This window comes from Pseudoalteromonas sp. T1lg48 (assembly GCF_002964785.1).
Taxonomy (GTDB): Bacteria; Pseudomonadota; Gammaproteobacteria; order Enterobacterales; family Alteromonadaceae; genus Pseudoalteromonas.
The window spans coordinates 37,715-58,788 of record NZ_PQCC01000003.1; the positions used below are offsets into that span (position 1 = coordinate 37,715).

At 50.2% G+C, this 21,074-nt stretch carries 22 protein-coding genes and 2 tRNA genes; 15 read left to right on the forward strand and 9 right to left on the reverse strand.

Going from position 1 to position 21,074, the window contains the following annotated elements:
* Positions 1 to 394: 394 nt before the first annotated feature.
* The 5 genes from ycaO (at position 395) to folX (ending at position 4,966) form a co-directional block, all read left to right on the forward strand.
* Positions 395 to 2,155: a 30S ribosomal protein S12 methylthiotransferase accessory factor YcaO gene (gene ycaO / locus C2M29_RS04790; protein ID WP_105188669.1), complete on the forward strand. Its 1,761-nt coding sequence runs from the start codon at positions 395 to 397 to the stop codon at positions 2,153 to 2,155.
* A gap of 158 nt (positions 2,156 to 2,313) precedes the next feature.
* A complete protein-coding gene (gene nadE / locus C2M29_RS04795; protein ID WP_105188670.1) occupies positions 2,314 to 3,156 on the forward strand; it encodes an ammonia-dependent NAD(+) synthetase in 843 nt (280 codons plus the stop codon).
* A gap of 162 nt (positions 3,157 to 3,318) precedes the next feature.
* The gene (folM, locus tag C2M29_RS04800; protein ID WP_105188671.1) at positions 3,319 to 4,026 is read left to right on the forward strand and encodes a dihydromonapterin reductase; all 708 of its coding nucleotides are present in this window, start codon (positions 3,319 to 3,321) and stop codon (positions 4,024 to 4,026) included.
* An 11-nt stretch (positions 4,027 to 4,037) separates the two neighbouring features.
* Positions 4,038 to 4,592: a GTP cyclohydrolase I FolE gene (folE, locus tag C2M29_RS04805; RefSeq protein ID WP_105188672.1), complete on the forward strand. Its 555-nt coding sequence runs from the start codon at positions 4,038 to 4,040 to the stop codon at positions 4,590 to 4,592.
* 8 nt (positions 4,593 to 4,600) lie between these two features.
* Entirely contained in the window at positions 4,601 to 4,966 is a 366-nt protein-coding gene (gene folX / locus C2M29_RS04810) for a dihydroneopterin triphosphate 2'-epimerase (protein ID WP_105188673.1), read from the forward strand.
* Here the strand turns inward: folX and C2M29_RS04815 are convergent.
* Both C2M29_RS04815 and C2M29_RS04820 read right to left on the reverse strand, forming a co-directional pair.
* The gene (locus tag C2M29_RS04815; RefSeq protein WP_105188674.1) at positions 4,963 to 5,397 is read right to left on the reverse strand and encodes a YqaA family protein; all 435 of its coding nucleotides are present in this window, start codon (positions 5,395 to 5,397) and stop codon (positions 4,963 to 4,965) included. The two genes, folX and C2M29_RS04815, sit on opposite strands and share 4 nt — an antisense overlap.
* A gap of 62 nt (positions 5,398 to 5,459) precedes the next feature.
* The gene (locus C2M29_RS04820; protein WP_105188675.1) at positions 5,460 to 5,831 is read right to left on the reverse strand and encodes a DUF4870 domain-containing protein; all 372 of its coding nucleotides are present in this window, start codon (positions 5,829 to 5,831) and stop codon (positions 5,460 to 5,462) included.
* A gap of 144 nt (positions 5,832 to 5,975) precedes the next feature.
* On the opposite strand from C2M29_RS04820, the gene C2M29_RS04825 reads away from it, so the two are divergent.
* Positions 5,976 to 6,446 (forward strand): DUF2721 domain-containing protein, encoded by a 471-nt coding sequence (locus C2M29_RS04825; RefSeq protein ID WP_105188676.1) that lies wholly within the window; start codon positions 5,976 to 5,978, stop codon positions 6,444 to 6,446.
* 115 nt (positions 6,447 to 6,561) lie between these two features.
* Positions 6,562 to 7,014, forward strand: a complete 453-nt coding sequence (locus C2M29_RS04830; RefSeq protein ID WP_105188677.1) for a c-type cytochrome — start codon at positions 6,562 to 6,564, stop codon at positions 7,012 to 7,014.
* A gap of 61 nt (positions 7,015 to 7,075) precedes the next feature.
* On the opposite strand, the gene C2M29_RS04835 is transcribed toward C2M29_RS04830, so the two are convergent.
* On the reverse strand, positions 7,076 to 10,459 hold the full coding sequence (locus tag C2M29_RS04835; RefSeq protein ID WP_105188678.1) for a S8 family serine peptidase: 3,384 nt from the start codon (positions 10,457 to 10,459) through the stop codon (positions 7,076 to 7,078).
* A 196-nt stretch (positions 10,460 to 10,655) separates the two neighbouring features.
* Positions 10,656 to 11,291, reverse strand: a complete 636-nt coding sequence (locus C2M29_RS04840; RefSeq protein ID WP_105188679.1) for a cytochrome b/b6 domain-containing protein — start codon at positions 11,289 to 11,291, stop codon at positions 10,656 to 10,658.
* 82 nt (positions 11,292 to 11,373) lie between these two features.
* Here C2M29_RS04840 and C2M29_RS04845 point away from each other — a divergent pair, with 82 nt between their 5' ends.
* A complete protein-coding gene (locus tag C2M29_RS04845; RefSeq protein WP_105188680.1) occupies positions 11,374 to 12,093 on the forward strand; it encodes an AzlC family ABC transporter permease in 720 nt (239 codons plus the stop codon).
* Positions 12,090 to 12,389: an AzlD domain-containing protein gene (locus C2M29_RS04850; protein ID WP_105188681.1), complete on the forward strand. Its 300-nt coding sequence runs from the start codon at positions 12,090 to 12,092 to the stop codon at positions 12,387 to 12,389. Before C2M29_RS04845 ends, C2M29_RS04850 begins: the two co-directional genes overlap by 4 nt.
* Before the next feature lie 26 nt (positions 12,390 to 12,415).
* On the opposite strand, the gene C2M29_RS04855 is transcribed toward C2M29_RS04850, so the two are convergent.
* A complete protein-coding gene (locus C2M29_RS04855; protein WP_105188682.1) occupies positions 12,416 to 12,604 on the reverse strand; it encodes a PA3496 family putative envelope integrity protein in 189 nt (62 codons plus the stop codon).
* A gap of 342 nt (positions 12,605 to 12,946) precedes the next feature.
* Between C2M29_RS04855 and C2M29_RS04860 the strand changes: the two genes are divergently transcribed.
* The gene (locus tag C2M29_RS04860) at positions 12,947 to 13,729 is read left to right on the forward strand and encodes a YggN family protein (protein WP_105188683.1); all 783 of its coding nucleotides are present in this window, start codon (positions 12,947 to 12,949) and stop codon (positions 13,727 to 13,729) included.
* Positions 13,730 to 13,765: 36 nt separating this feature from the next.
* On the opposite strand, the gene C2M29_RS04865 is transcribed toward C2M29_RS04860, so the two are convergent.
* On the reverse strand, positions 13,766 to 15,247 hold the full coding sequence (locus C2M29_RS04865) for an aminotransferase-like domain-containing protein (RefSeq protein ID WP_105188684.1): 1,482 nt from the start codon (positions 15,245 to 15,247) through the stop codon (positions 13,766 to 13,768).
* A 97-nt stretch (positions 15,248 to 15,344) separates the two neighbouring features.
* Here C2M29_RS04865 and C2M29_RS04870 point away from each other — a divergent pair, with 97 nt between their 5' ends.
* Positions 15,345 to 16,259 carry a DMT family transporter gene (locus tag C2M29_RS04870; RefSeq protein ID WP_105188685.1) on the forward strand — a complete coding sequence of 305 codons (915 nt, stop codon included), beginning with the start codon at positions 15,345 to 15,347 and terminating at the stop codon, positions 16,257 to 16,259.
* 9 nt (positions 16,260 to 16,268) lie between these two features.
* Here the strand turns inward: C2M29_RS04870 and C2M29_RS04875 are convergent, their stop codons facing one another.
* A complete protein-coding gene (locus C2M29_RS04875; protein WP_105188686.1) occupies positions 16,269 to 17,129 on the reverse strand; it encodes a diacylglycerol/lipid kinase family protein in 861 nt (286 codons plus the stop codon).
* Between the two features lie 277 nt (positions 17,130 to 17,406).
* On the opposite strand from C2M29_RS04875, the gene C2M29_RS16630 reads away from it, so the two are divergent.
* The 4 genes from C2M29_RS16630 (at position 17,407) to C2M29_RS04890 (ending at position 18,685) form a co-directional block, all read left to right on the forward strand.
* Positions 17,407 to 17,547, forward strand: coding sequence for a hypothetical protein (locus tag C2M29_RS16630; RefSeq protein WP_199774857.1), 141 nt, complete (start codon positions 17,407 to 17,409; stop codon positions 17,545 to 17,547).
* 161 nt (positions 17,548 to 17,708) lie between these two features.
* Positions 17,709 to 17,799: transfer RNA gene (locus C2M29_RS04880), tRNA-Ser, on the forward strand.
* A 24-nt stretch (positions 17,800 to 17,823) separates the two neighbouring features.
* Positions 17,824 to 17,916: transfer RNA gene (locus C2M29_RS04885), tRNA-Ser, on the forward strand.
* 259 nt (positions 17,917 to 18,175) lie between these two features.
* On the forward strand, positions 18,176 to 18,685 hold the full coding sequence (locus tag C2M29_RS04890; protein WP_105188687.1) for a DUF4124 domain-containing protein: 510 nt from the start codon (positions 18,176 to 18,178) through the stop codon (positions 18,683 to 18,685).
* Here the strand turns inward: C2M29_RS04890 and C2M29_RS04895 are convergent.
* Positions 18,668 to 19,777, reverse strand: a complete 1,110-nt coding sequence (locus tag C2M29_RS04895) for an aminotransferase class V-fold PLP-dependent enzyme (RefSeq protein ID WP_105188688.1) — start codon at positions 19,775 to 19,777, stop codon at positions 18,668 to 18,670. The genes C2M29_RS04890 and C2M29_RS04895 overlap by 18 nt on opposite strands.
* Before the next feature lie 3 nt (positions 19,778 to 19,780).
* Positions 19,781 to 20,953: a PrnB family protein gene (locus C2M29_RS04900; RefSeq protein ID WP_105188689.1), complete on the reverse strand. Its 1,173-nt coding sequence runs from the start codon at positions 20,951 to 20,953 to the stop codon at positions 19,781 to 19,783.
* Between the last annotated feature and the right edge of the window lie 121 nt (positions 20,954 to 21,074).

Genomic DNA, 21,074 nt, shown 5'->3' on the forward strand with positions numbered 1-21,074 from the left:
AAACATGTAACAACACAGTAGAAATGCGCTACACGCGCTGCCCTGCGGGTTCATCTAAACGCATCCTGCTCTGTGTTGCTCGCTATGTACATAGGCGACAATGCTTCGCAGCTTAGCAAGGTGAGCGCATGGGTGCGCGATGTAACCAAGCTTCATGGGTGAATTTAACCAGATAAATCAGTGATTATATTCACCAGAATGCGTTTAGATTGAACATAAAGTAAACCGCAAAGATAAACAGACCCTATTATTCTGCCCATCAGTGTATGACATTTTTTCTGCTTTGTTCGTGTTATAACCAGGTTGCCAATTATAATTTGTAAAGATCTAGGTGAGTGCTTAGCCCGAAGCCGAGCTTATTCGCATCAATTCCTCTCGTTTATTTGAGAATATTATGACTAAACAGACTTTTATTAAGGGCAAGGACAGGGATTTGGAATCATCGATCTCGACCATGCAAAACAAACTGGTGGCGCTGGACATCAATATTGAAGAAGCCCAGTGGCTTAACCCGGTAGCCAACTGCTACTCGGTTCATATCCGAGATAAAGACTGCGGCGTCATGTTCACCAAGGGTAAGGGCGCAACAGGTAAGGCCTGTTTAGCCTCGGCGCTGGGCGCATACTTCGAGCGTTTAAGCTGTAACTATTTCTTTGCCGACTTTTACCTTGGCGAAGAGTTTGCCAATGCCGAGTTTACTCACTATCCCACCGAGAAATGGTTCGCCGTTGACGGTGAAGAAGTACCGGCGGGACTAATGAACAAGCAGCTATGGGACTACTTTGACCCAGAGCGTGAGCTGACGCCTTCGCACCTGTATGACTTTAACTCGGGCAACCAGGAGCGTGGCATCTGTGCCCTACCTTATACCCGCATACGCGATACAGAAATCGCCTACATTCCCGTCAATGTGATAGATAATCTCTTCGTGTCTAACGGCATGAGCGCCGGTAATACCCGGTTTGAAGCCCGCGCTCAGGGCTTGTCTGAGATATTCGAGCGCGCCATTAAAAACCAGATTATCGCCGAAGGCATCTGCCTGCCGGAAGTACCGCAAAGCGTAATTCAGCAATACCCAAGAATCCATCAGACCTGTGAAGAGCTGCGCGGCCACGGTTTCCACCTGCGCATTGCCGATGCCTCATTAGGCGGCAGGTACCCGGTAATGAGCATCACCCTGATCAACCCGGTAAACGGCTCGGCAGTTGCCTCTTTCGGGGCTCACCCATCGTTTGAAGTGGCTCTTGAGCGCACCTTAACCGAGCTGCTGCAAGGTCGTCGTTTAGACCAGCTTGACGTATTCCAACCGCCAACCTTTGATAACGATGAAGTGGCCTCGGCAGAAAATATCGAGCTGCACTTCATCGACTCCAGCGGTTTGCTATCTTATGACTTCTTCCGCACCGAGCCGGATTACGAATTTGTTCACTGGGACTTCGGTGGCAACACAGAGCAAGAATACAGTTTCTGTGTCGACCTGATCCATGACATGGGTTACGACATCTACATCATGGATTACACCCACTTGAATGTTTACGCCTGTCGCATCCTGGTACCCGGCCTGTCGGACATCTACCCGACGGATGAGCTAATCTGGCGCAACAACAACGAAGGCGCGAAATTCCGTGAAGAGTTCCTCACGCTGGATCAATGCGATCCCGAGCAGTGGATGGAAATCTACGACCGCCTTGAAGAGATCGGCCACTGCGACCTTAGCCGCGTCGCAGAATTTATTGGCGTGGTGACCGATGCGGATACGCCCTGGCACACGCTGCGTATCGGTGAGCTAAAAGCACACCTGTGCCTGGCGGCACAGAGCGAAGAAGCCATCGCCTGGGTGGATTGGATCCTGCACATCGACCAAGTCACTCCAGAGCGCCTTCATTTCTTCCGCTGCCTCAAAGCGGTCTTGGAAATCAAATACGACGATCAACGAGACTACGGCCAATACCGGAACGCCCTTGGGTTACTGTTCGGCTCAGACAATGTTGAGCAGGCCATTGAAATCGCCGAAGCACGCCTGCTATTCCACGGCCTAACCTTCCCAGGTCTGGCCCTTCAAGGCTTTAACATGCACAACGCCTTACTGGCCGGCTACCGCAAACTGCACACTGCCAAAGAGCAGTTTTGGGCGCGCGAAGTAAGCAACAGCTAAAGCCCGAGAGCATGCACCTCCTTGGTGCATGCACTTCTCTCTGTTTATCCATTTTCCTGCCCTTTACTTTGCCCGCGTCCTAGCTCGCGCTGACGCTTTAACTTTTGGTTAAATACTTACATAATAGCGATTCACCATTGAGCTCAAGCGGGGGAGTTATGCGAGCCGAAATCGTTGCCGAAATGAAGGTGCAACCAAGCATTGATGTTAACCATGAAATTGCCCGTCGTGTGGCATTTATTAAGCACCGCCTACAACAGGCCCATTGCCATAGTCTGGTGCTAGGTATTAGCGGCGGCGTCGATTCCACCACCTGTGGCCGCCTGTGCCAGTTGGCGGTAAACGAACTCAACGAGGAGCATAACACCCAGCGCTATCAGTTTATTGCCGTACGCCTGCCCTATGGTGTGCAGGCCGATGAACACGAAGCCCAATTGGCCGTTGACTTTATTCAACCAAGCCAACGCATCACCGTAAATATCAAACCGGCCAGCGATCATATGCATGAGCAGGTTTTAGCTGGCATCGCCTCTGGCACAGCCGACACGCAATTGACTCTGCCGGCTCAAGCTCAGGTCGACTTTGTGAAGGGCAATGTGAAGGCCCGCCAGCGCATGATAGCGCAATACGAAATCGCCGGCCTGACTCAGGGCCTGGTCGTGGGCACAGATCACAGCGCCGAAAACATCACCGGTTTTTACACCAAGTTCGGTGATGGCGCCTGCGATTTAGCGCCCCTGTTTGGTCTGTCCAAACGCCAGGTACGCGCTCTTGCCGAGGCCTTAGGTGCACCTCGTGATCTAGTGCAAAAAGTCCCCACTGCGGATCTCGAATGTGACCGTCCTGGCCTGGCCGATGAAGTCGCCCTTGGCCTAAGCTACGACCAAATAGATGACTTTTTAGAAGGCAAGCCGGTCAGCGCCGAGGTTGAAGAACATATTATCGGCATCTACCAGCGCACCCAGCATAAGCGCCAGCCGATCCCCACCATTTACGACTAACTCGAGATTCGACGACTTGGCATCGGCGCACACCGGCGTCGATGCCATTTATCTTACTTCTCGCCAGCCAAGTGATCGCTCCGGCTTTTGTATACGTAAACACTGCAATCAAGGATTCATTTGTTTATAGTAAGGGTTATCAGCTCTTAGCCATTGGAAGTTATGTCTTTTCCTATTTTAATAACCGGCGCCGGGCAGCGCATAGGCCTGGCTTTGGCCACTCATCTGCTGGCCCAGGGACACGACGTCATTATTAGTTACCGTACTCGACACCCGGCGGTGGACGAATTGGCGGCGCAAGGGGCGACCTGCATCGCCGCAGACTTCAGCGACGACCACAGCATTATGCAGTTTATTGATGAGCTCCGTTGCCACACCAGCGGGCTGCGCGCAATCATTCATAACGCCTCGAGTTGGGATTGCGAAGCCAACAACAGTGATTACGCTCAGCTGTTCGATGCCATGATGCGCATTCACGCCAAGGTTCCGTATTTAATCAATCAGCACTGCGCAGATATGCTCCATCAAGCGCAGGACTACGCCGATGTTATCCACCTCACCGACTATGTGGTCGAAACCGGCAGCCCGAAACATTTGGCCTACGCCGCCTCCAAGGCAGCGCTCGACAACCTGACCAAGTCGTACGCCGCCAAATGGGCACCAAAAGTGAAGGTCAACGCCATTGCCCCGTCACTGATCATTTTCAACGAGCATGACTCTGAGCAATATAAGCAAAAAACCTTAAGCAAATCCCTCATGGGCATTGAGCCCGGCTGCCAGGAAATTATCGCCGCCGTGGAACTGCTGCTCAACAGTCACTACATTACCGGGCGCAGCCTCGCCATCGACGGCGGCCGCCACTTAAAATAGACGAGAACACTATGCACGACGATTTAAAAAACAGCTTTAAGCAGATCATCAGCGCCGTCGGCGAAGACCCACAACGGGAAGGCCTGCTCGATACCCCCAAGCGCGCCGCCAAAGCCATGGAACACCTGACCCAGGGTTATCGACAAACGCTGGAAGAAATCACCAACAATGCGGTGTTTACTTCAGATGCCGATGACATGGTCTTGGTCCAGGACATAGAGCTTTATTCCATGTGTGAGCACCATTTACTGCCCTTCGTCGGTAAGGCTCATATCGCCTACATTCCAGATGGCAAGGTACTGGGACTGTCGAAATTTGCCCGCATCGTCGACATGTTTGCGCGACGCTTCCAGATTCAGGAGCAGCTGACCCACCAGATCGCCAAGGCGGTGGAAGAGGTGACTGGCGCCAAGGGCGTGGGCGTTATCGTTGAGGCGCAGCATATGTGTATGATGATGCGCGGTGTGGAAAAGCAGAATTCGAAAATGCGCACCTCGGTGATGCTGGGTAACTTCCGCACCGATCCGAAAACTCGCAATGAATTCTTACAGCTGGTGAAAAACTAGGACCGTTTATGACCAATGCCATTATCAATGTGACCAACCTCAGGCTGCGCACCTATATCGGCTTTAACCCCGAAGAGCGGGAAAAAAAACAGGATGTAGTGATCAATCTGGAGATTCATTACCCCGCCGACAAGGCCTGTGAACAAGATGAAGTCGAGCAGGCTCTGAACTATAAAACCATCACCAAGGCGGTGATCGAGGTGGTGGAGCAGGGGCACTTTCTATTATTGGAAAAACTGGTGGCAGAGATTCTGGCCTTGTGTCATCGCCACCCTAGCGTGCATTACGCCAAGGCCCGCGTCGACAAGCCTCATGCGCTGCGCTTTGCCGACTCGGTATCACTGACTCTGGACTGGCAGCGACCGAGCGCTTAAAACAGCTCTTCAAACCCAAGCGCCATCAGGATCACCAGCAGGTATCGGGTGCCCTTGCCTATGCTCACCAGCAGCAAGAACAGGCCAAAGCGCACCCGAAATACCCCGCCAATCAAGGTCAGTGGGTCGCCAACGACAGGCAGCCAGGCGAATAGCAGACTGTACACACCAAAGCGGTTAAATTGTCGCTGCGCTCTGGCCATCGCCTTGGCAGAAACGGGAAACCATTTTCTATCGGCAAAACGCGTGACCTGGGTGCCGAGGGCATAGTTCACACAACTGCCCAAGACATTGCCACAGGTGGCACTAAGCCAAAGCAAGGACAGAGAAAAGCCGCCCTTAACCACCATGGCGCTGAGCATCAGCTCCGAAGAGCTGGGCAGCAGGGTGGCAGCAATAAAGGCGCTCAGAAACAGGCTTAAATAGGGCAAAACAGCTTCCTGACCTTAACCGCCGAGCACCGAAATAGGCATCTTGCTACCGAGCTCACCACTTATAAGAATCTAATCGTCAACGGATAACTAAACTCTTTTCCCTCGTAGGCCTTAATCGATGCCACGATCACCATGATAAAGGAGAACAAGGCCACGATTGGCAGTAGCAAAATACCCACGGCCACGAAAATCAGTAAGAAACAAACGATGTAGGCGATCAACATGGTGAACTGGAAGTTCAATGACTCACGGCCATGGCGATCGACAACAGGCATGTCTTCTTTTTTAACCAACCAGATAATTAAAGGCCCTAAGATTGAGCCAAAAGGCACGATAAAGCCGGCTAACGCGGCCAAATGGCAGAGCATCGCCATGCTCTTCTCATCATTGCTCTTCGCTTGGTTATTGTTCTCAGGTAATACCGGTTCCATGTTCACTCCTGTGATTGTTGTTAAGTTACTGAGATTCTCAGTTTTATTGCTTAGTGTCCAGCTTTTCGCCAGAGCAAATGTCTATCCTTCATCAACAATTGCCGCTAGACTAACGGCATTGTCATTGTTTCTGTGGGAGTCAGTGTGAACACAGACGTCGTTAATATCCTCACCATGGCAAAGGTGATTCAAACCGCCGTTGCCCCGGTTTTCCTTATCACCGGTATCGCCGCCACCCTAGGGGTGCTTTCAAGTCGTTTGGCGCGTATCACCGACCGGGCGCGGACATTAGAGCGCAAGCTAAAAATTAGCAGCGACGAAGATTTTAACTTTTCCCTGACCACGGAATTACGCGCCCTGCTTAAACGCGCCCGCTATATCCATTTTGCCTTCAGCTTGAGCGTACTCAGCGCCACCCTGGTCAGTGCCGTGGTTATGTTACTTTTTATGGCTAATATTCAATCAGTTAACCTGGGCACTGCGATAGCCGTGTGCTTTATGATTGCCATGGTGCTGCTGATCCTGGCGTTTATTTCTCTGCTTGCCGAGGTTTACCTTGCATTTAGGAGCATGCGCCGAGGGATGATTTTTGCCGATATAGACCTAGGTGAGTAAATACTTCTTAACACTAATCATAGGTCTGTACAGTGAAGATTGCGCCACTGGGCTTGTCTTCACTTCCCCCCTTAGGTAAAAAGGGACACAATTTTTATAATAATGGACTAATGGAATGAAACTACACTCTATTATCACTGCAATCGCGCTGGCTGCCAGCTCATCATCAGCCCTAGCAAACTCTGTTTTTGAAAAGCCAGAAGATGCTATCGACTACCGTAAATCGGCATTTTCAATGCTCCGTATACAGATCGCCGACATGGGTGACATGCTTAAAGGCAAGGTACCTTTCGACGCTGAGCGCTTTGCCATGCGCGCCAACAACGCCGCGGCTCTATCGCAAATGCCTTGGGAAGCCTTCGGCGCCGGCACAGATAAGGGCGACACCAGCGCACTACCGGCCATCTGGGAAGACCGCGCTACCTTTGATGCTAAGGCCGATGCCTTTGCGAAATACGCGCAGGAGCTAGCAGTAGCGGCGCAAAGTGGCGACAAAGAAACGATCGTACCGGCTTTCCAAAACTGGGCGAAAGGTTGTAAAGACTGCCATAATTCGTTTAAAGACTAAGCCCTTTAAGAAATAAAAAAACGGCGCTAATTAGCGCCGTTTTTTGTGCCCAAATGTTAGCTTAGCTGCGACGACGACGTAACCATAACGCCGGTGCCATCAGCAGAGTCAACCAGGCCCAAGTACCTGAGCTGGTGCTCTTCTTAGGTTCAATCTTAGGCTGTGGTTTCGGCTGTTCAGAGGCTTCATCGGCCAGATTATTCACCTTGACCACTACGGTCGCTTCATTAGAGATTTGACCATAGGTGTCGGTGGCAACCACTGTCAGGGTGATTTGTTCAAGACCGGCGTCGAAGTCCAATTGCTCGGCATTGACTACAACCACTTCGCCCATGTCATTGATGTCCACCGCAGTTGAGGTAGAGCTAGTAACGATGAACTCGGAAATAGCGCCCGCCAACGGAGCATTACGCATGGCCGCCAGGGTGCCAATCACTGTGTCATTCGCGGTGTTTTCATCAACGCTGAATTCGGCGTCGGCCAAGCTAGGTGCAACTTCCATATCGTCACGCGCCGAGCCAAGCACGGCGGCAGAGCCGGACGTACTCAATACGGTAAAGTTTGCATCAGCAAACAAGAACTGCGCCGACTCACCCGGCGCCAGGCTTTCTACTTCATCGCCCTGAGCATCTACGGCCATGGCCACAATACGAGCAGGAGCAAAGTTGTAGCTACCTTGCGCACTATCTACAGCATAAGCACCTGTGCTGTCGTAGTAGCCTTCACCCACTCTAAAGCGTACCGTAGCGTTTACCGTGCCCAGATCGGCGGCGGTTAGACCGTAATCTTCGATACAGTTTTGCAGCGTCACGAAGTTAGTACCGCTATCGAAGTACAGATTGTTCAAGGTGGACGCTGGAACTGAGTAAGTAACAGGAATTGGTGGCACACCATTTGCGAACGAACGGTAGCTCAATGAATGAGCACGTGCATCCCAAACTCCATCACTGTCTAAGTCATAATCGGCAGCAAAGTTACCGATAAAGTTAGAGGTAATTGTCTGATTTAAAACGATGGTTGTGAATACACCATAACCTGAGGCACAGAAAGAAGCTGGCACCTGAAGTGTTTCAACACTACCAGAAACAATATCCAAACGCTCAGCGTCACCTACTTCATCGGTCGCCGTATTTTCAATGATCACCGGCTCAAAATCAGTGGCACCTTCGTTAGTAATTGTATATACAACACCTTCTTCGGTTTTTTGCGCATCTAGTACGGGTTTTGCCGCTGCACGTGGCAACACATGATAAACCATGTGTAATGCATGCTCACCACCTTCATTGAACACAAGTGCACCATCTAGCTCAGATTTAGTCAGTAATGCACCTGCATCATTTGACCAAGAGTTAGTGAAATTCACTTGCCATTCTGGCAGCTTAGTTGGGTCGATAGTTACGGTTACATCAAACTCAACCGTTTGACCTGCCGGCACGGTCACTGACGCTGGGTATTCAGCTGTGATAGCTCCAGACTCCTGATCATCCGCAAAGCGGTGTTGCCAAGCTAGGTCGTATGTTTTAGCCGAGTTTGAGAAGTTCTTCACTTGCACCGTTTTGGTCATAGTGGCTGTCTCGGTCAGACTGTGTAAGCCAAACGAAAGCGCTGCCTGCCCGCTGTCTTTAGCCCAGGCTGCAACCGGTAAGTTGGCTGCTTTTTCCACGTCTACCAAACCAGAGCCGATAATACTGATCGGTGCTAACTCGGCATTTTCGTCAATCGACTTAGGTGTCATGGTGACATCTAAATTCGCCGCATTCATTAGCGTCGCTTTTAACTCAAGGGCATTGCGCTCGGGCAAGGCTTCTTTAAGAATGCTCATCGCCCCCGCAGTAATTGGGCCGGAGAAAGAGGTACCACTTGCACCGCTTAAGCCATCGCCCGTGCCTGGGTGCGCAGTCATAATATTTACGCCTGGAGCAGTAATTTCAGGTTTAAGTAAGCCGCTTACAGAAGGACCACGTGATGAGAAACCAGCGACCGCACCCGATGTAACCACGGACTCAATACTGACACTAAAGCTTGCACCCCCTTTAAGCTGCATACCCGTGGCGTAGCTAACCCCCACAGATGGTATGGTGACTGCCGCATCGAAGCCGCCCATAGGCGCCGGCGTACCATCATCATTGTTATTAGCGATAATAACAAAGGCAGCACCCTTTTCTTGAGCCGCCAATACCTTCATCGTAAAGGCACAGCCACCACGATCGAGAATTACCGCTTTGCCAGTAAAATCTGTGCCATCAGCAAATGCCGTACAGGCAGTTTGGTTTGCATCCGGGTAAACCAGCTCAATATCTTCACTGCTAAAGCTAAATGCTTCTTGCGGACCAAAACTAGCCGCTTGGAATACGGCTTCTTCACCTGCAACCGTACCCTTAGCGTTAAGCACCTCGTCAGTAGGATGCGTCATCGCGCCAACAGACAAGGCATTCTCTGTTGTGCTCGGGCCGCCCACAATATACGGAATATTGTTGTCGTTACCGGCGGAGATCACCACATTGGTGCCCAGTGTTACGGCACGGTTGATAAATAGGCCCACGGCACTTTCGGCGACATCACCATAGTCACCACCGAGAGACATATTGATCACATCGACACGGTCAACAATATCCATGTCTTTATTGGGATCCATCGCCTCTTCTAAAGCCATAAGCTGGGCAACCCCTGGACATGTGCCCGCACAAACGGAATAAACGAATAGCTCTACATCTGGGGCAATCCCGGTCACCGAGTGTGATACATGGGTACCATGATTGGTGCCGTTGTCAATCGGGTCGTCATCCATGTTATAGAAGTCATAACCACCCTTCACTATGCCTTGAGGCCAGGTAACCGTTTCATCGGCAATGGCTGCAGCATAGGCTTCTGCCGTTCCTTCACCACCAAAGGCCGCGTGAGTGTAATCGATACCCGTGTCCAACACAGCCACTCGCACACCCTTGCCGCTGGCAAGGCCATTCTCAACCAAAGGTGTGGCCTTAATATAATCGGCGCTATCCGCAACGGCCAGCTCGTAGTCATATACCGGATACACGGCTTTAACGTCGCTATGGTTTTCCAACTGACGTACTTCGGCTTCTTCACCCTCAACAACCAAAGCATTGGCTAACCTTGAAGTACGGGTAATGACGTTTAGGCCGAGATCCATGTTCTGCATGTCGCTCATTACACGCTGCTGCATATCGGTAATATTGGCGCTCAAAGCCGCTTGTTGTGACTTGCTAACGCCGTAAAGCGATTGTCCATTTAACTCAATTAACCAGGCTACCGCATTTTTTTCTTGTTGTTTAAATTCGGCTACCTGACGCTGTACCTGTGATTCATACTGAGAACCCAGTAGCTTAGTTTGTGCAGGTAAGGTGGCACTGATGGCCGGTGCGCTTAACAGCGCAGAAGAGATGCCTAGCGCAATTGCACTGCGGCGAAGGTTATTATTATTCATAGTGATACCTGTTTTGTTGTTAAATCTACTACTTTATTGTTGTTTTCGGACAATAAAGCCAAAACAGGAACGTTACAATATGGCAATCGTGTAAACGCAAGGTTAACACTAAAATGCGAGGTAGAACCCCGCATCCAATGCGCCCTAGCGGCGCATTAGCATTTTGTAACTAAATGTAAACAACTGCCATTCATCCCTACAACAAGGCTTGCAGCGGCTCATAACCCCAGGTGGCGAGCAGCATACCCAATAAAACGGCAAAGATGGCAAAGGCCGGCCAACTGGCTTTCAGTCGCACGGCGTTTTTCAGTTGCTGATTACGTCCGGTGATCATCGCCGGCACCAGTTTTTTACCGCGTAGGGCATAAACAATAATGGCCAAAAGGTGCAACCCTATGGCGATGAGCAGCCAATCAAAATTCTGATGATGCAGCGAGGAGGCCCATTCAACCCATTCATAGGAAACATATTGCACCAAGGGACCGTCAACCATAATGTCATCGGTGGCCATCAGGCCGGTAACCAGTTGCAACAAAATTAAGGCGAAAAATACCAACACCATATAGCTGCCGGCAGCGTTATGTCCGGGCGTTAAATGCTTGGCTTTTAAAGCCTGCGCAACCGCTTTAGGGCCATGCAATAAAGCCGATATCCGTGCGGTATCACTGCCAACCAGGCCCCAAATTAAACGCGTTGCCAACAGCGCCAGGGTGATATAACCAAGTACAAAATGCAGCTCCATGGCTCCTTCCTCGGCAGAGAAATATAAGCCGACTAAACAACTCACCAGGGCCCAATGGAAAAACCGTATATATCCATCCCAAACTTTCATAACTGCTCCACTTCTTTTGCAATAGGCATGATTATGCCAAACTCTAGCGTCGGTGCGAAATCAACTTGGTTAATTTTTAACTATGGCTCAATCTAGTCACACAAAACGCAGCGCCAAGCTGCGACAGCGGGCATTTATTAAAGGCCAGCTCGATATGATGCCGCTTAACCTGGCCGTACTCCCATGGGGACTACTGTGCGGGTCGCTGGCGATGCAAAATGGCTTTACGCTAGTTGAAGCGCAACTAATGTCTTTGTTGGTTTTTGCCGGCTCGGCGCAACTCGTGGCCATTGAGCTGATTGCAAACGACACTCCCCTACTGACCATAGCCATCACCACCTTTATCATCAGCTCACGGCACTTTTTATATGGCTTGGCCATTCGCCAGAAGGTTATAGCGCAACCGCTCCGATGGCGTTTGCCAGTGAGTTTTGTGCTGACCGATGAGCTCTTTGCTTTTTCTCACCACCCTAAGGCTTATCAAACCCAGGTGCGGCTGATCTATGCCCTCAGTGCCGGTTTTAGCTTTTATGTCGCTTGGAATATCTGGACCCTGCTGGGCATAGTCGCGGGCCAATTGCTGCCGGACTTAACCAATCTCGGGCTCGACTTTGCCATCGCCACCACCTTTATCGCCCTGGTGATCCCGGCCATTAAAAATTGGCCCACTCTGGCGTGCGTGTTGGCATCTGGGATAAGCGCCGCGTTACTGAAGTCCTGGGGAGTGGAGTTGTGGTTGGTATTTAGTGCCCTCATCGGCATGAGTTTTGGCTACATACTCAGCCGTGGAGGAACGCAATGATCACCACCATCTTGCTGATGGCGGCCATTACCTTTGGCAGTCGTTATTTATTTTTACACCGCGCCCTGCCTTTTCGGGTCGGTCCTAAAATGCAACGCTTTTTGAGCTTTAGCGCCCCGGCGGTACTCACAGCTATTTGGGTGCCCATCGTCGTGTTACCTGGCGGACAGTGGCAACTCAGCTACAGCAATCCGTATCTTGTCGCCGCCATCGTCGCCATCATTACCGCTTATAAAAGCCATAGCATTTACGCCACCACCATACTGGCCATGGCGGTCTTTTTTGTGCTGCGCTAACAACAAAGGGGCCAAAGCCCCTTTAATTATTCATTCAAATAGTCGTCAAAGTCATCGCTACCAAGATGCTTTCTTAGCTTTCGCTGCTCTAGGTAGTCGTCCAGTTTTTTCTTAACTTTGCGCTTGCGACGGTCATTTTGATTGCGTCCCATCGCTTCATATTCATCTGCAACAAATTCGTCTTCAAACGCATCATAGGAATATGTTTTACCCACAATACACTCCAATAAATCTAAATCAGTTCTCACCTTTCCCTTACTCGGGTCCGGCGAATTCAGGGCTAGGCGCCTTCGAGTGAATAAATAGCCGCTAAAGCCCAAACTGAAAAGTGAGATTTTTTTATCGTTTCGACAAACATCTTTTATTAATCATTCGCGGCCTCAAAATAGCCAGGCTTACCGTCGTTGTTAATTTCGCTAAATGTTAGCCATAGGCACTAACACAGGCCTTGACCACCTTGGCAAAGAAAACACAAGATGCTGATTTTTAATAAATTTATTATTTGGCATCGAAATTGTATTGCTCATTGGGTCAACAGAATAACAGGAAATATCATCATGAATACCAGCACGCTAGCCATTATCTCTGCCCTTAGTCTTTCAGGCACGGCCATTGCCGGGGAAGCAAATTCGCTGTCCTTTGGCTCTGAGCAATGCAACATTGAATTTAAAAATGATGTGCGTATCGAGCCACAACGCCTACAGATCACCAATGCCAATAATCAACATCTGGTGTACAGCGATGGCCTGCTTGAGGTCGATGGTCAGCCCGTTGAGTTAAACGCCGAGCAGCAACAGGCCTTGGCTGATTACACTGACAAGGTTCGTACCTATATGCCCGAGGTGGCCCAGATAGCCCTGGATGGCGTGAAAATCGCCGGAGTGGCCTTGGAAGAAGTCGGGGCGGCATTTGGCATCAGCCACAATGAAGCGCTAAGCGATTTGGTCGACAATATCGGCGTCAATATTGAGCAAACCTTCTACCAAGACGGCGCCTTTGTGATGGGCAAACAAAGCTTCGAACAGCTGGGTAATGATATTGAAAGCCAGTTTGACGAAGACTTTGAACAAGCCATTGAACAGGCCATGGTGCAGTCTATCGGCAGTATCTTTATTGCCCTGGGTTCTGAACTACTGGGTTCGGGCGGTGACATGGACGAGTTTGAGCAACGCATGGAGCGCCTTGGTGAGCAGGTCGAGCAAAGAGTCGAACTGCAGGCGGCTCATATTGAAGAGCGTGCCGATGCGCTATGTCATTCGTTTAGCGAACTGGCACAGCAGGAAGCACAATTACTTAGCATGATCCCTGAACTAAAAGAGTATCAGCTGCTAGGTAACTAAGCGTAAATAGGCGAGGGCCACCTGACCAATGCTGAATTAGGTCTTTGCCAGAGCCTTCGCTGTCCCCTTCGACTTACCCTTTTGCACTTGCAGGCAGAGCGCCCCTAACCGGGCGACTGCCTTTTCTACTTCCTCGTTCCACTGCACCCCGAAACTCAGGCGTAAACACTGGCGGTATTTATCGGTGGCACTAAAAATAGCCCCGGGGGTAATGCTGATCCCGGCCTCCAAGGCCAGATGGAACAAGGCAATAACGTCATACTGTGTCGGCAGTTGCAGCCACAATACACAGCCCCCTTGTGGGTTGGTCATGCGGGTGCCTGGTGGAAAATGCCGCTGCACCAAGGCGCGCATCCGCTCTTTATTAAGCGCCAGACGCTGGCGCATAATGCGCAGGTTTTTATCGTAATCACCGCTGTTCATAAATTCGTACAGGGTCCACTGATTCATCAGTGAAGAAGCACAGCTCATGGCACGCTTTAAGCGTCGCGCCTGAGGCGCAAATTTGCCGGCAATGATCCAGCCCACACGGTAGCTCGGTGCCGCAGTTTTTGACAGCGATGAACAGGTGATCACTTTACCCTTGGTTGAATAATACTGAGCCGGTTTGGCGCCATCGGGTTCGTAGGCGAGCTCACCATAGACATCATCTTCGATAAGGACCGCGCCTTGCTCTTCCACCAAACGTACCAAACGTTGGCGCCGCTCCTCGGGCATTTTCGAGCCTAATGGGTTACTAATACTGGTCGAAAAGATACAGGCCTTGATGTCATGCTCGGCAAACGCCTGCTGCAGGTCATCGACGCACACGCCCTGTTGTGGACACATGGGAATTTCAATCACCTTGAGTCCCAGGCTTTCCAGCATTTCGATAATACCAAAATAGCAGGGCGACTCGATGGCGACGATATCGCCCGTCCGAGTCACACACTGCACCGCAATGTGCAACGCTTCCTGGGCGCCATTGGTAATAATCAGCTCATCACTGTTAACGCCAATAGCAAAATCCAGATATCGATTAATAATCTGTTTTTTCAGTGCCGCAAAGCCATCCAGGGGACCATAATTAATGGCCTGGTGCCCAGCCACATTCATCACCTTACGCATGGTGCGACTAAGCACCTTATCGGTGGGATTAACCGCAACCGGGTTGGCGATCCCCAAAGGCACCACGGCGGCGCGATGCAGACCATCAAAAACCTGCTCTATCAGGGCCTGCTTATTAACCGCCACCGGCTGGCGCGCCAGTTGAATGCGCCGCGGTTGATGACATTGCTCGGAGCTGGCATTGAGGTAAAAACCGGATTTCTCTCTGGCGCTGATCACCCCCTGGCGCTCCAGCTCTTGGTAGGCCTGCTGAATGGTGGGAATGCTAATGGATAACTTTTGTGCCATAGCACGTAAAGAAGGCAGCTTCTCACCTGCACTCAAGGAGCCGTGTGACTGCATATCTTTTATTAAATCAATTACTTGCTGATAAAGGTAGATATTACCTTGCTTATTAATAATGCGTGACATAGCAAATCTGTACAGGTGTAAAATAATGTTTTCTGTTTATGTACAGTATACAGAATAACTTTAAAATACCAGCTTTACTTGCCTAGAGAAAAACGCCATGAACAATGCCCTGCTGTATTTTTTTACTGTCCTGATCTGGGGCTCAACCTGGCTGGCTATCGAGTTCCAGCTTGGTGACGTGGCGGTGCAGATCTCGCTGTTCCTGCGCTTTGCCATTGCCGCCGCCATTATGTGGACTTACGTGTTGCTCAAAAAGCTGCCCATGCGCTTTAGCGCCCGTGATCATGGCTTTTTTACCCTGCTGGCCCTGTGTAACTTCGGCGCCAACTATCTGATCCTCTATTGGGCGCAGCATTATCTTACCTCGGCAATGAGCTCCATCGCCTTTAGTACCTTGTTACTGATGAATATCCTCAACACCCGACTGTTCTTCGGCAAACCCATTGCCAAACGCATTTATTTTGGTGCCTTGTTAGGCATAGTGGGCATAGTGATCTTATTCTGGCCGGCCATCGCCACCTTAGATCTCAGCAATGAGCTCTTAATCGGTCTGTTATTGTGTTTGGCAGGCACACTCGTGGCTTCCATTGGCAATATGGTCAGTGTGCGTAACTCCTTAGCTCAGGTCGGCGTACTGCAAGGCAATGCCTGGGGCATGTTGTACAGCACCTTAGGCCTGGCGCTATTTGCTTTACTAAGCGATGTCAGTTGGGACTTTAGCACCGCCGGCACGGGCTATTGGTTATCGCTGCTGTACCTTAGCACCTTCGGCACTGTGATCGCTTTCGCCTGTTATTTTGTCTTACTAAAGAATATCGGCCCGGAGAAAGCCAGCTATGTGATTGTGCTCTTCCCACTTGTGGCAGTGATTTTAAGCACCCTGTTCGAGGGCTTTGTGTGGCAGCTCAATACGGTCTACGGCTTTGTTTTTGTCCTTTTGGGCAATGCCATCGTACTGACACCCTTCGATAAAATTGGCCATTTTTTCAGACGTACACAGGCACCCGCTTAAGGCTCCTGCCTAGAGGGGTATAACAAAGTGCAGGGCATCGCGCTGCACGCAAAAGAGCGCTGGTGTGGTTCCTACATACTCCCCATCAGCCTCTATGCCTATGTTTGCGGTGTGTACATCGAGCTGGGATACAGGATGTATAGCGACCTGCTTAAGCCTCGTATGGGCCGCAAAATAGCTTAAAATTAAGGCCTGAATTTGCCGCCAAAAAGGCGCTGCTCCTATTTGCACACAACTAAGTTGGCCGTCGCTAAGATTCGCCTCTGGCGCCAGACACATGCCGCCACCAAAATAGCGGCCATTGGCCAGACACATCATAAGCAGCCTTTGCTCTTGCGCCTCGGTAGTGGAAAATTGTAATAACGAAGGAGCGTAACGATACAACATTTTTATTCCCTGCCATGCATAGCTTAAATGCGCCCAGCGGCCTCGCTTATTCTGGCTGGCGCTAACCACCGCAGCATCATAACCGACGCCCGCAACATTGATAAAATAACGCTCATTGACCTTACCCAGATCTATGGATGAACTCGGACGCGTCAGTGCACTGCCTATCCATTGTTGCTGTGAGCAACGCCATTGCCGAGCAAAATCATTACCACTGCCACAGGGCACCAGGGCGACCTCAACATCACTGTAGGCAAATGCATTGGCGGCCAAATTGAGCGTACCATCACCACCGAGCACAATTACTCGCTTGGTATTTGGTATGTAGCTTTGCAGACCCTGTAAATCGGCGTAAAAATCGCCGCTGGTCGCGACCTCAACATAGCCGATAGTTGACTCTTCCAGATGATGGCGAATCGTTTTTAACTGTGCCTTTGCTTGCAACGGATGATAAAGCAGTAAATACCTGTCTGGACGGTCCAAAACAACTACCTATAACAAATATGATTTATCTGAATAAATATGCACAATATTTTATAAAACCTATTACTACAAGCTAAAAAACCTTGATAAATGGACCGTTATCATATTTTTCGCCTAAATAATCATGCAACAACACCTAAAAATGAAACTTAATAAAACATTAATCGCATAAATATAACTTATCCGAATGGGCCAAAATTTATCGTTTTATTTTTAACCAGGAGAGCTGCAAAATAGCCTTGTTTTCAACCACAGGCACAACCCGGAGCAAGCGACTATGAATCCAGTAAACACCCTAAATCAAACAGCAGCCAGTCATGTAGCAGTAAAACCAAGCAAGCGTAAAGCGAAAATGATGGCCAAACTAAACCGCTTTGGTAGAGAACTCGCTCTTAGCGGTGTTGTGCGTTACAAGTAATTAATTACACTAATGTTACTACTAGGTGCTAAGACCCAACCAGCTTAGCACCTAAAATCCCCTTCTCCAGGCGGCTACCTCGCTGAAATAGAACAAAAATCAAGCAAACGATTCATTATCTATTTACACTGGCGACAAGCCTCAGTATTATCCTACCCCATGGAGAGATGGCTGAGTGGTTGAAAGCACCGGTCTTGAAAACCGGCATAGGTTAATAGCCTATCTAGGGTTCAAATCCCTATCTCTCCGCCATATTTTATCAAACTGATTCGCGCCGGAGAGGTGGCCGAGTGGCTGAAGGCGCTCCCCTGCTAAGGGAGTATAGGGTTTGTAGCTCTATCGAGGGTTCGAATCCCTCCTTCTCCGCCATTAGTTTTGGAAAAAACCGCGCATTGTCGCGGTTTTTTGCTTTTCGGCGTTCAGTCGCAAGCGTCCGAAGTTCAATCGCGCCCCCACCACCTTAACTAAAGCTTAATTAGAGCTTGCTCCTATCGGCAATATACCTATACACAGCACCCACTCTGTCAGCGGAGATAGCCGCTACTAATATATTAGTTTGTTAACGGGGTGTTGATTTCCCAAGGGAAAGTTCTAGAATCTTAGAACCCTAACCATACGGACATGTCCTATGAAATACCCTGTTATATTTGCCGCAGCACTTTGTCTTACAGCCTTACCCAGCTATGCCGCGGTTTATAAATGCACCATCAACGGCGTTGCCACCTTTAGCCAGCAGCCCTGTGGCAAAGATGCCCAAATTATTAAGGTGCGTTACTCTGGCGCTAAAACAGTGACAGCCGTAACCAGCGAAGAAGAAGAAACACAGCAGCCCAATGTGAGTGAGGTAGACAGCTATCTGAAGTCGCAAGAATATGACCGCCGCATCGCCATGCACGAGCGTAATATTAGTGACTACGAAGCGCGTATGGCTGAAGATCTGGCGCAACTTGATAATATGAATCAAGCCACCGCCAACTATTTAGGCAGCGACTCTATCGACGAGGCGAAAAAACAGCAGGCCACCATAGTGCGTGCCAATTATCGCGCCCTTATCGACAATGAAAAGAACGCAATCAGCGAATTACAAAAGTACAAAGAAAATATCAACGCAGCGGCAAAATTAAATAAACCGCTTTAATATTGATATCAGTTGCGCCACATCCTGCTCGTCGTTATAGATATGAAATGACACTCGAGCCCCCAGGTGGCGCGCGTCTACACTGATATTATGCTGCCCCAATTCCCGCATCATCTGCTCCTGCTTGGCGCCTCCATGAAGGATGAGGGTACCGCTACGGTGCTGCTCAGACATAGGCGAGACCGCTAGGCTTTCACATTCATCAAGCAGCTGCCGCTGCAGCTTCAGGTTATGTGCGCGTACCTTGTCGACCCCAAAGTCATTAAACCAATTGATGCTGTGCGCCGCTAATACATAAGGGGCGACGCTGGGTGTTCCCCCCCAAAATCGCAGGGCACTGTCATGGTAGGCAAAATGATGGATATCGAACTCGAATGGGTTGGCATGTGAAAACCAACCTACATCCTTGGGCTCACAGCTCGGTAATTGCTCGTTGCTGAGCCAGAGGTATGCGGCTCCCGGGCCACCACAGAGCCATTTTACGCTTGAGCCGATCAGAAAGTCCGGCTGCACCAGAGCCAAGTCCAGGGGGATCACTCCGGCTCCCTGAGCCACATCGACCAGACTCAGCATGCTCAGCTCCTTGGCGGTAGCCACTATGTCGGTCACCGGCGCCTGGCGCCCGGAATTGGAATACACCTGACTGATAAATACCATGTCCATATCCGCTTGCATATGGCTCTGCCACACCTGGATATCGCTGACATCTTCGCCGGCGGGGATAAACACTATCTCACTATCGGGAGACAAAGACTTTTGCAATGCAAAGCCCATGCTGGGAAAGTCCTGCTCCGACATCAACACCTTACACTTTGCTTTGCTCAAACCTGGGTGCGCCATCACCAACTTACTCAAGGCGCTGGATAGGTTCACCTGCGGGCAAAACAGCCTCGCCTCAGAGTTAAACAAGCGAGCCAGCGCGGTGGTAAAGTCCTGCACCGCACCCAACCATTGTGGCCAGGGTTCGCTTTGTCCCTGTTGCCAGGGAGCAAAGAAGTGCTCATTAAAGTGTTGTTGCGTCGAGCGCAGCGGACGACCCACCGAGTGACTTAAAAAATAGGGCCCTGCGGGCAAATGAAACTGAGTTTTCAAGGCTTAATCCACCATCTTGGTTAGTCGCTGCACATCATCGAAGCGGGTAAAAATATCATCGCGAGGGCGTGCCGCACGGCGATCGCGGAGCTTTTCCAACTGCGCCAATAACTCGGGCAAGGGCGGACCACTGGCGGTGACCTTTTCCTGATGCTCGGCATCGAGTTGCTCGTTCGGCACGCGAATGTATTTCTCCACTAGTTGATTGTGGTGTTGAATGGCGGTTTGCCCATGCAGCTTGCACACGGTTAAAAAAGCTTTGAGGTTTTCCTGAAACCAACTGGCCTTCCGGTACTGCTCTCCCACTTGCAAAAACTCATCCATAAAGGATGGTAAGCGCATACAATGGCGCAAGATCTGCTGGTCTTGAGGCATCATATAGAGGAATTTATCCACCAGCAGTTGCGAATAGCTAACTTCGTTGGCTTGACACAGACCCAACAGCATATCAATCACATTTATCCCGGCAAAGTCGCCAGCATTGGCGCCGCGGTACACCTCTTTGCCCACGCGATACGGCTTATAATACGGGCGCACACAATAGAAGAAACGATCGGTATCAAGATGCTGAAAAAGATAGCGGTTACTGGTCATTACATCCTTTAAAGCCTGCTCGGCCACCTTTAAGAGATCGGCAGCGATGGGGTGAGAAATTCCTAAAGGCTGTAAACGCAGCAGGGCATCGGCTGCACGCTTATAGGCAAGGATCCCCTTGGTATTGTAATCAACAAAAAGTTTCTCGTCGGCCAGGTCGGTGAAGCGTTTATACACCCCGTTTTCGGCGCTGTTATGAGTGGTTAAATGGGCGGTTGCAAAGCGCGGGGTTACGCCAATCGAGGCACCGATATGCATGGCCAGGGTCGAGGCCGCCGTCAGCGGTGATTGGGTTTCCCGCGATGGCTCAGTGACTTCATGGCGACGACAGGCGGCCATAAACAATCCTACATTGCCCAGCAGGTCAAAGGCCTTATCAAAACCCTGTCCGGTATTGCCCTCATCAACAAGGCGCTGAATCAACGCATTACCCTGCGCCACCATGGCCTCTTTGATTTCCTCACCAACGCCAACAACATTGGCCCTGTCTTCTTGTTGCCAATACAGATCCTCCAATTCGTTATTCAAGGAAACGAAATCGTTGCGGATCCAGCGATCAAACGCGGCTGAGTGGCTAACCATAATACGCTCTTAAATTAGTCAATCATGACTTAAAACTAGCATAGCTTTAAAAGTGAAATTACTGAACTTTCATGATTCATTCCGATGATATTTAACTGCAACAGACCGAAGATATCCGTGG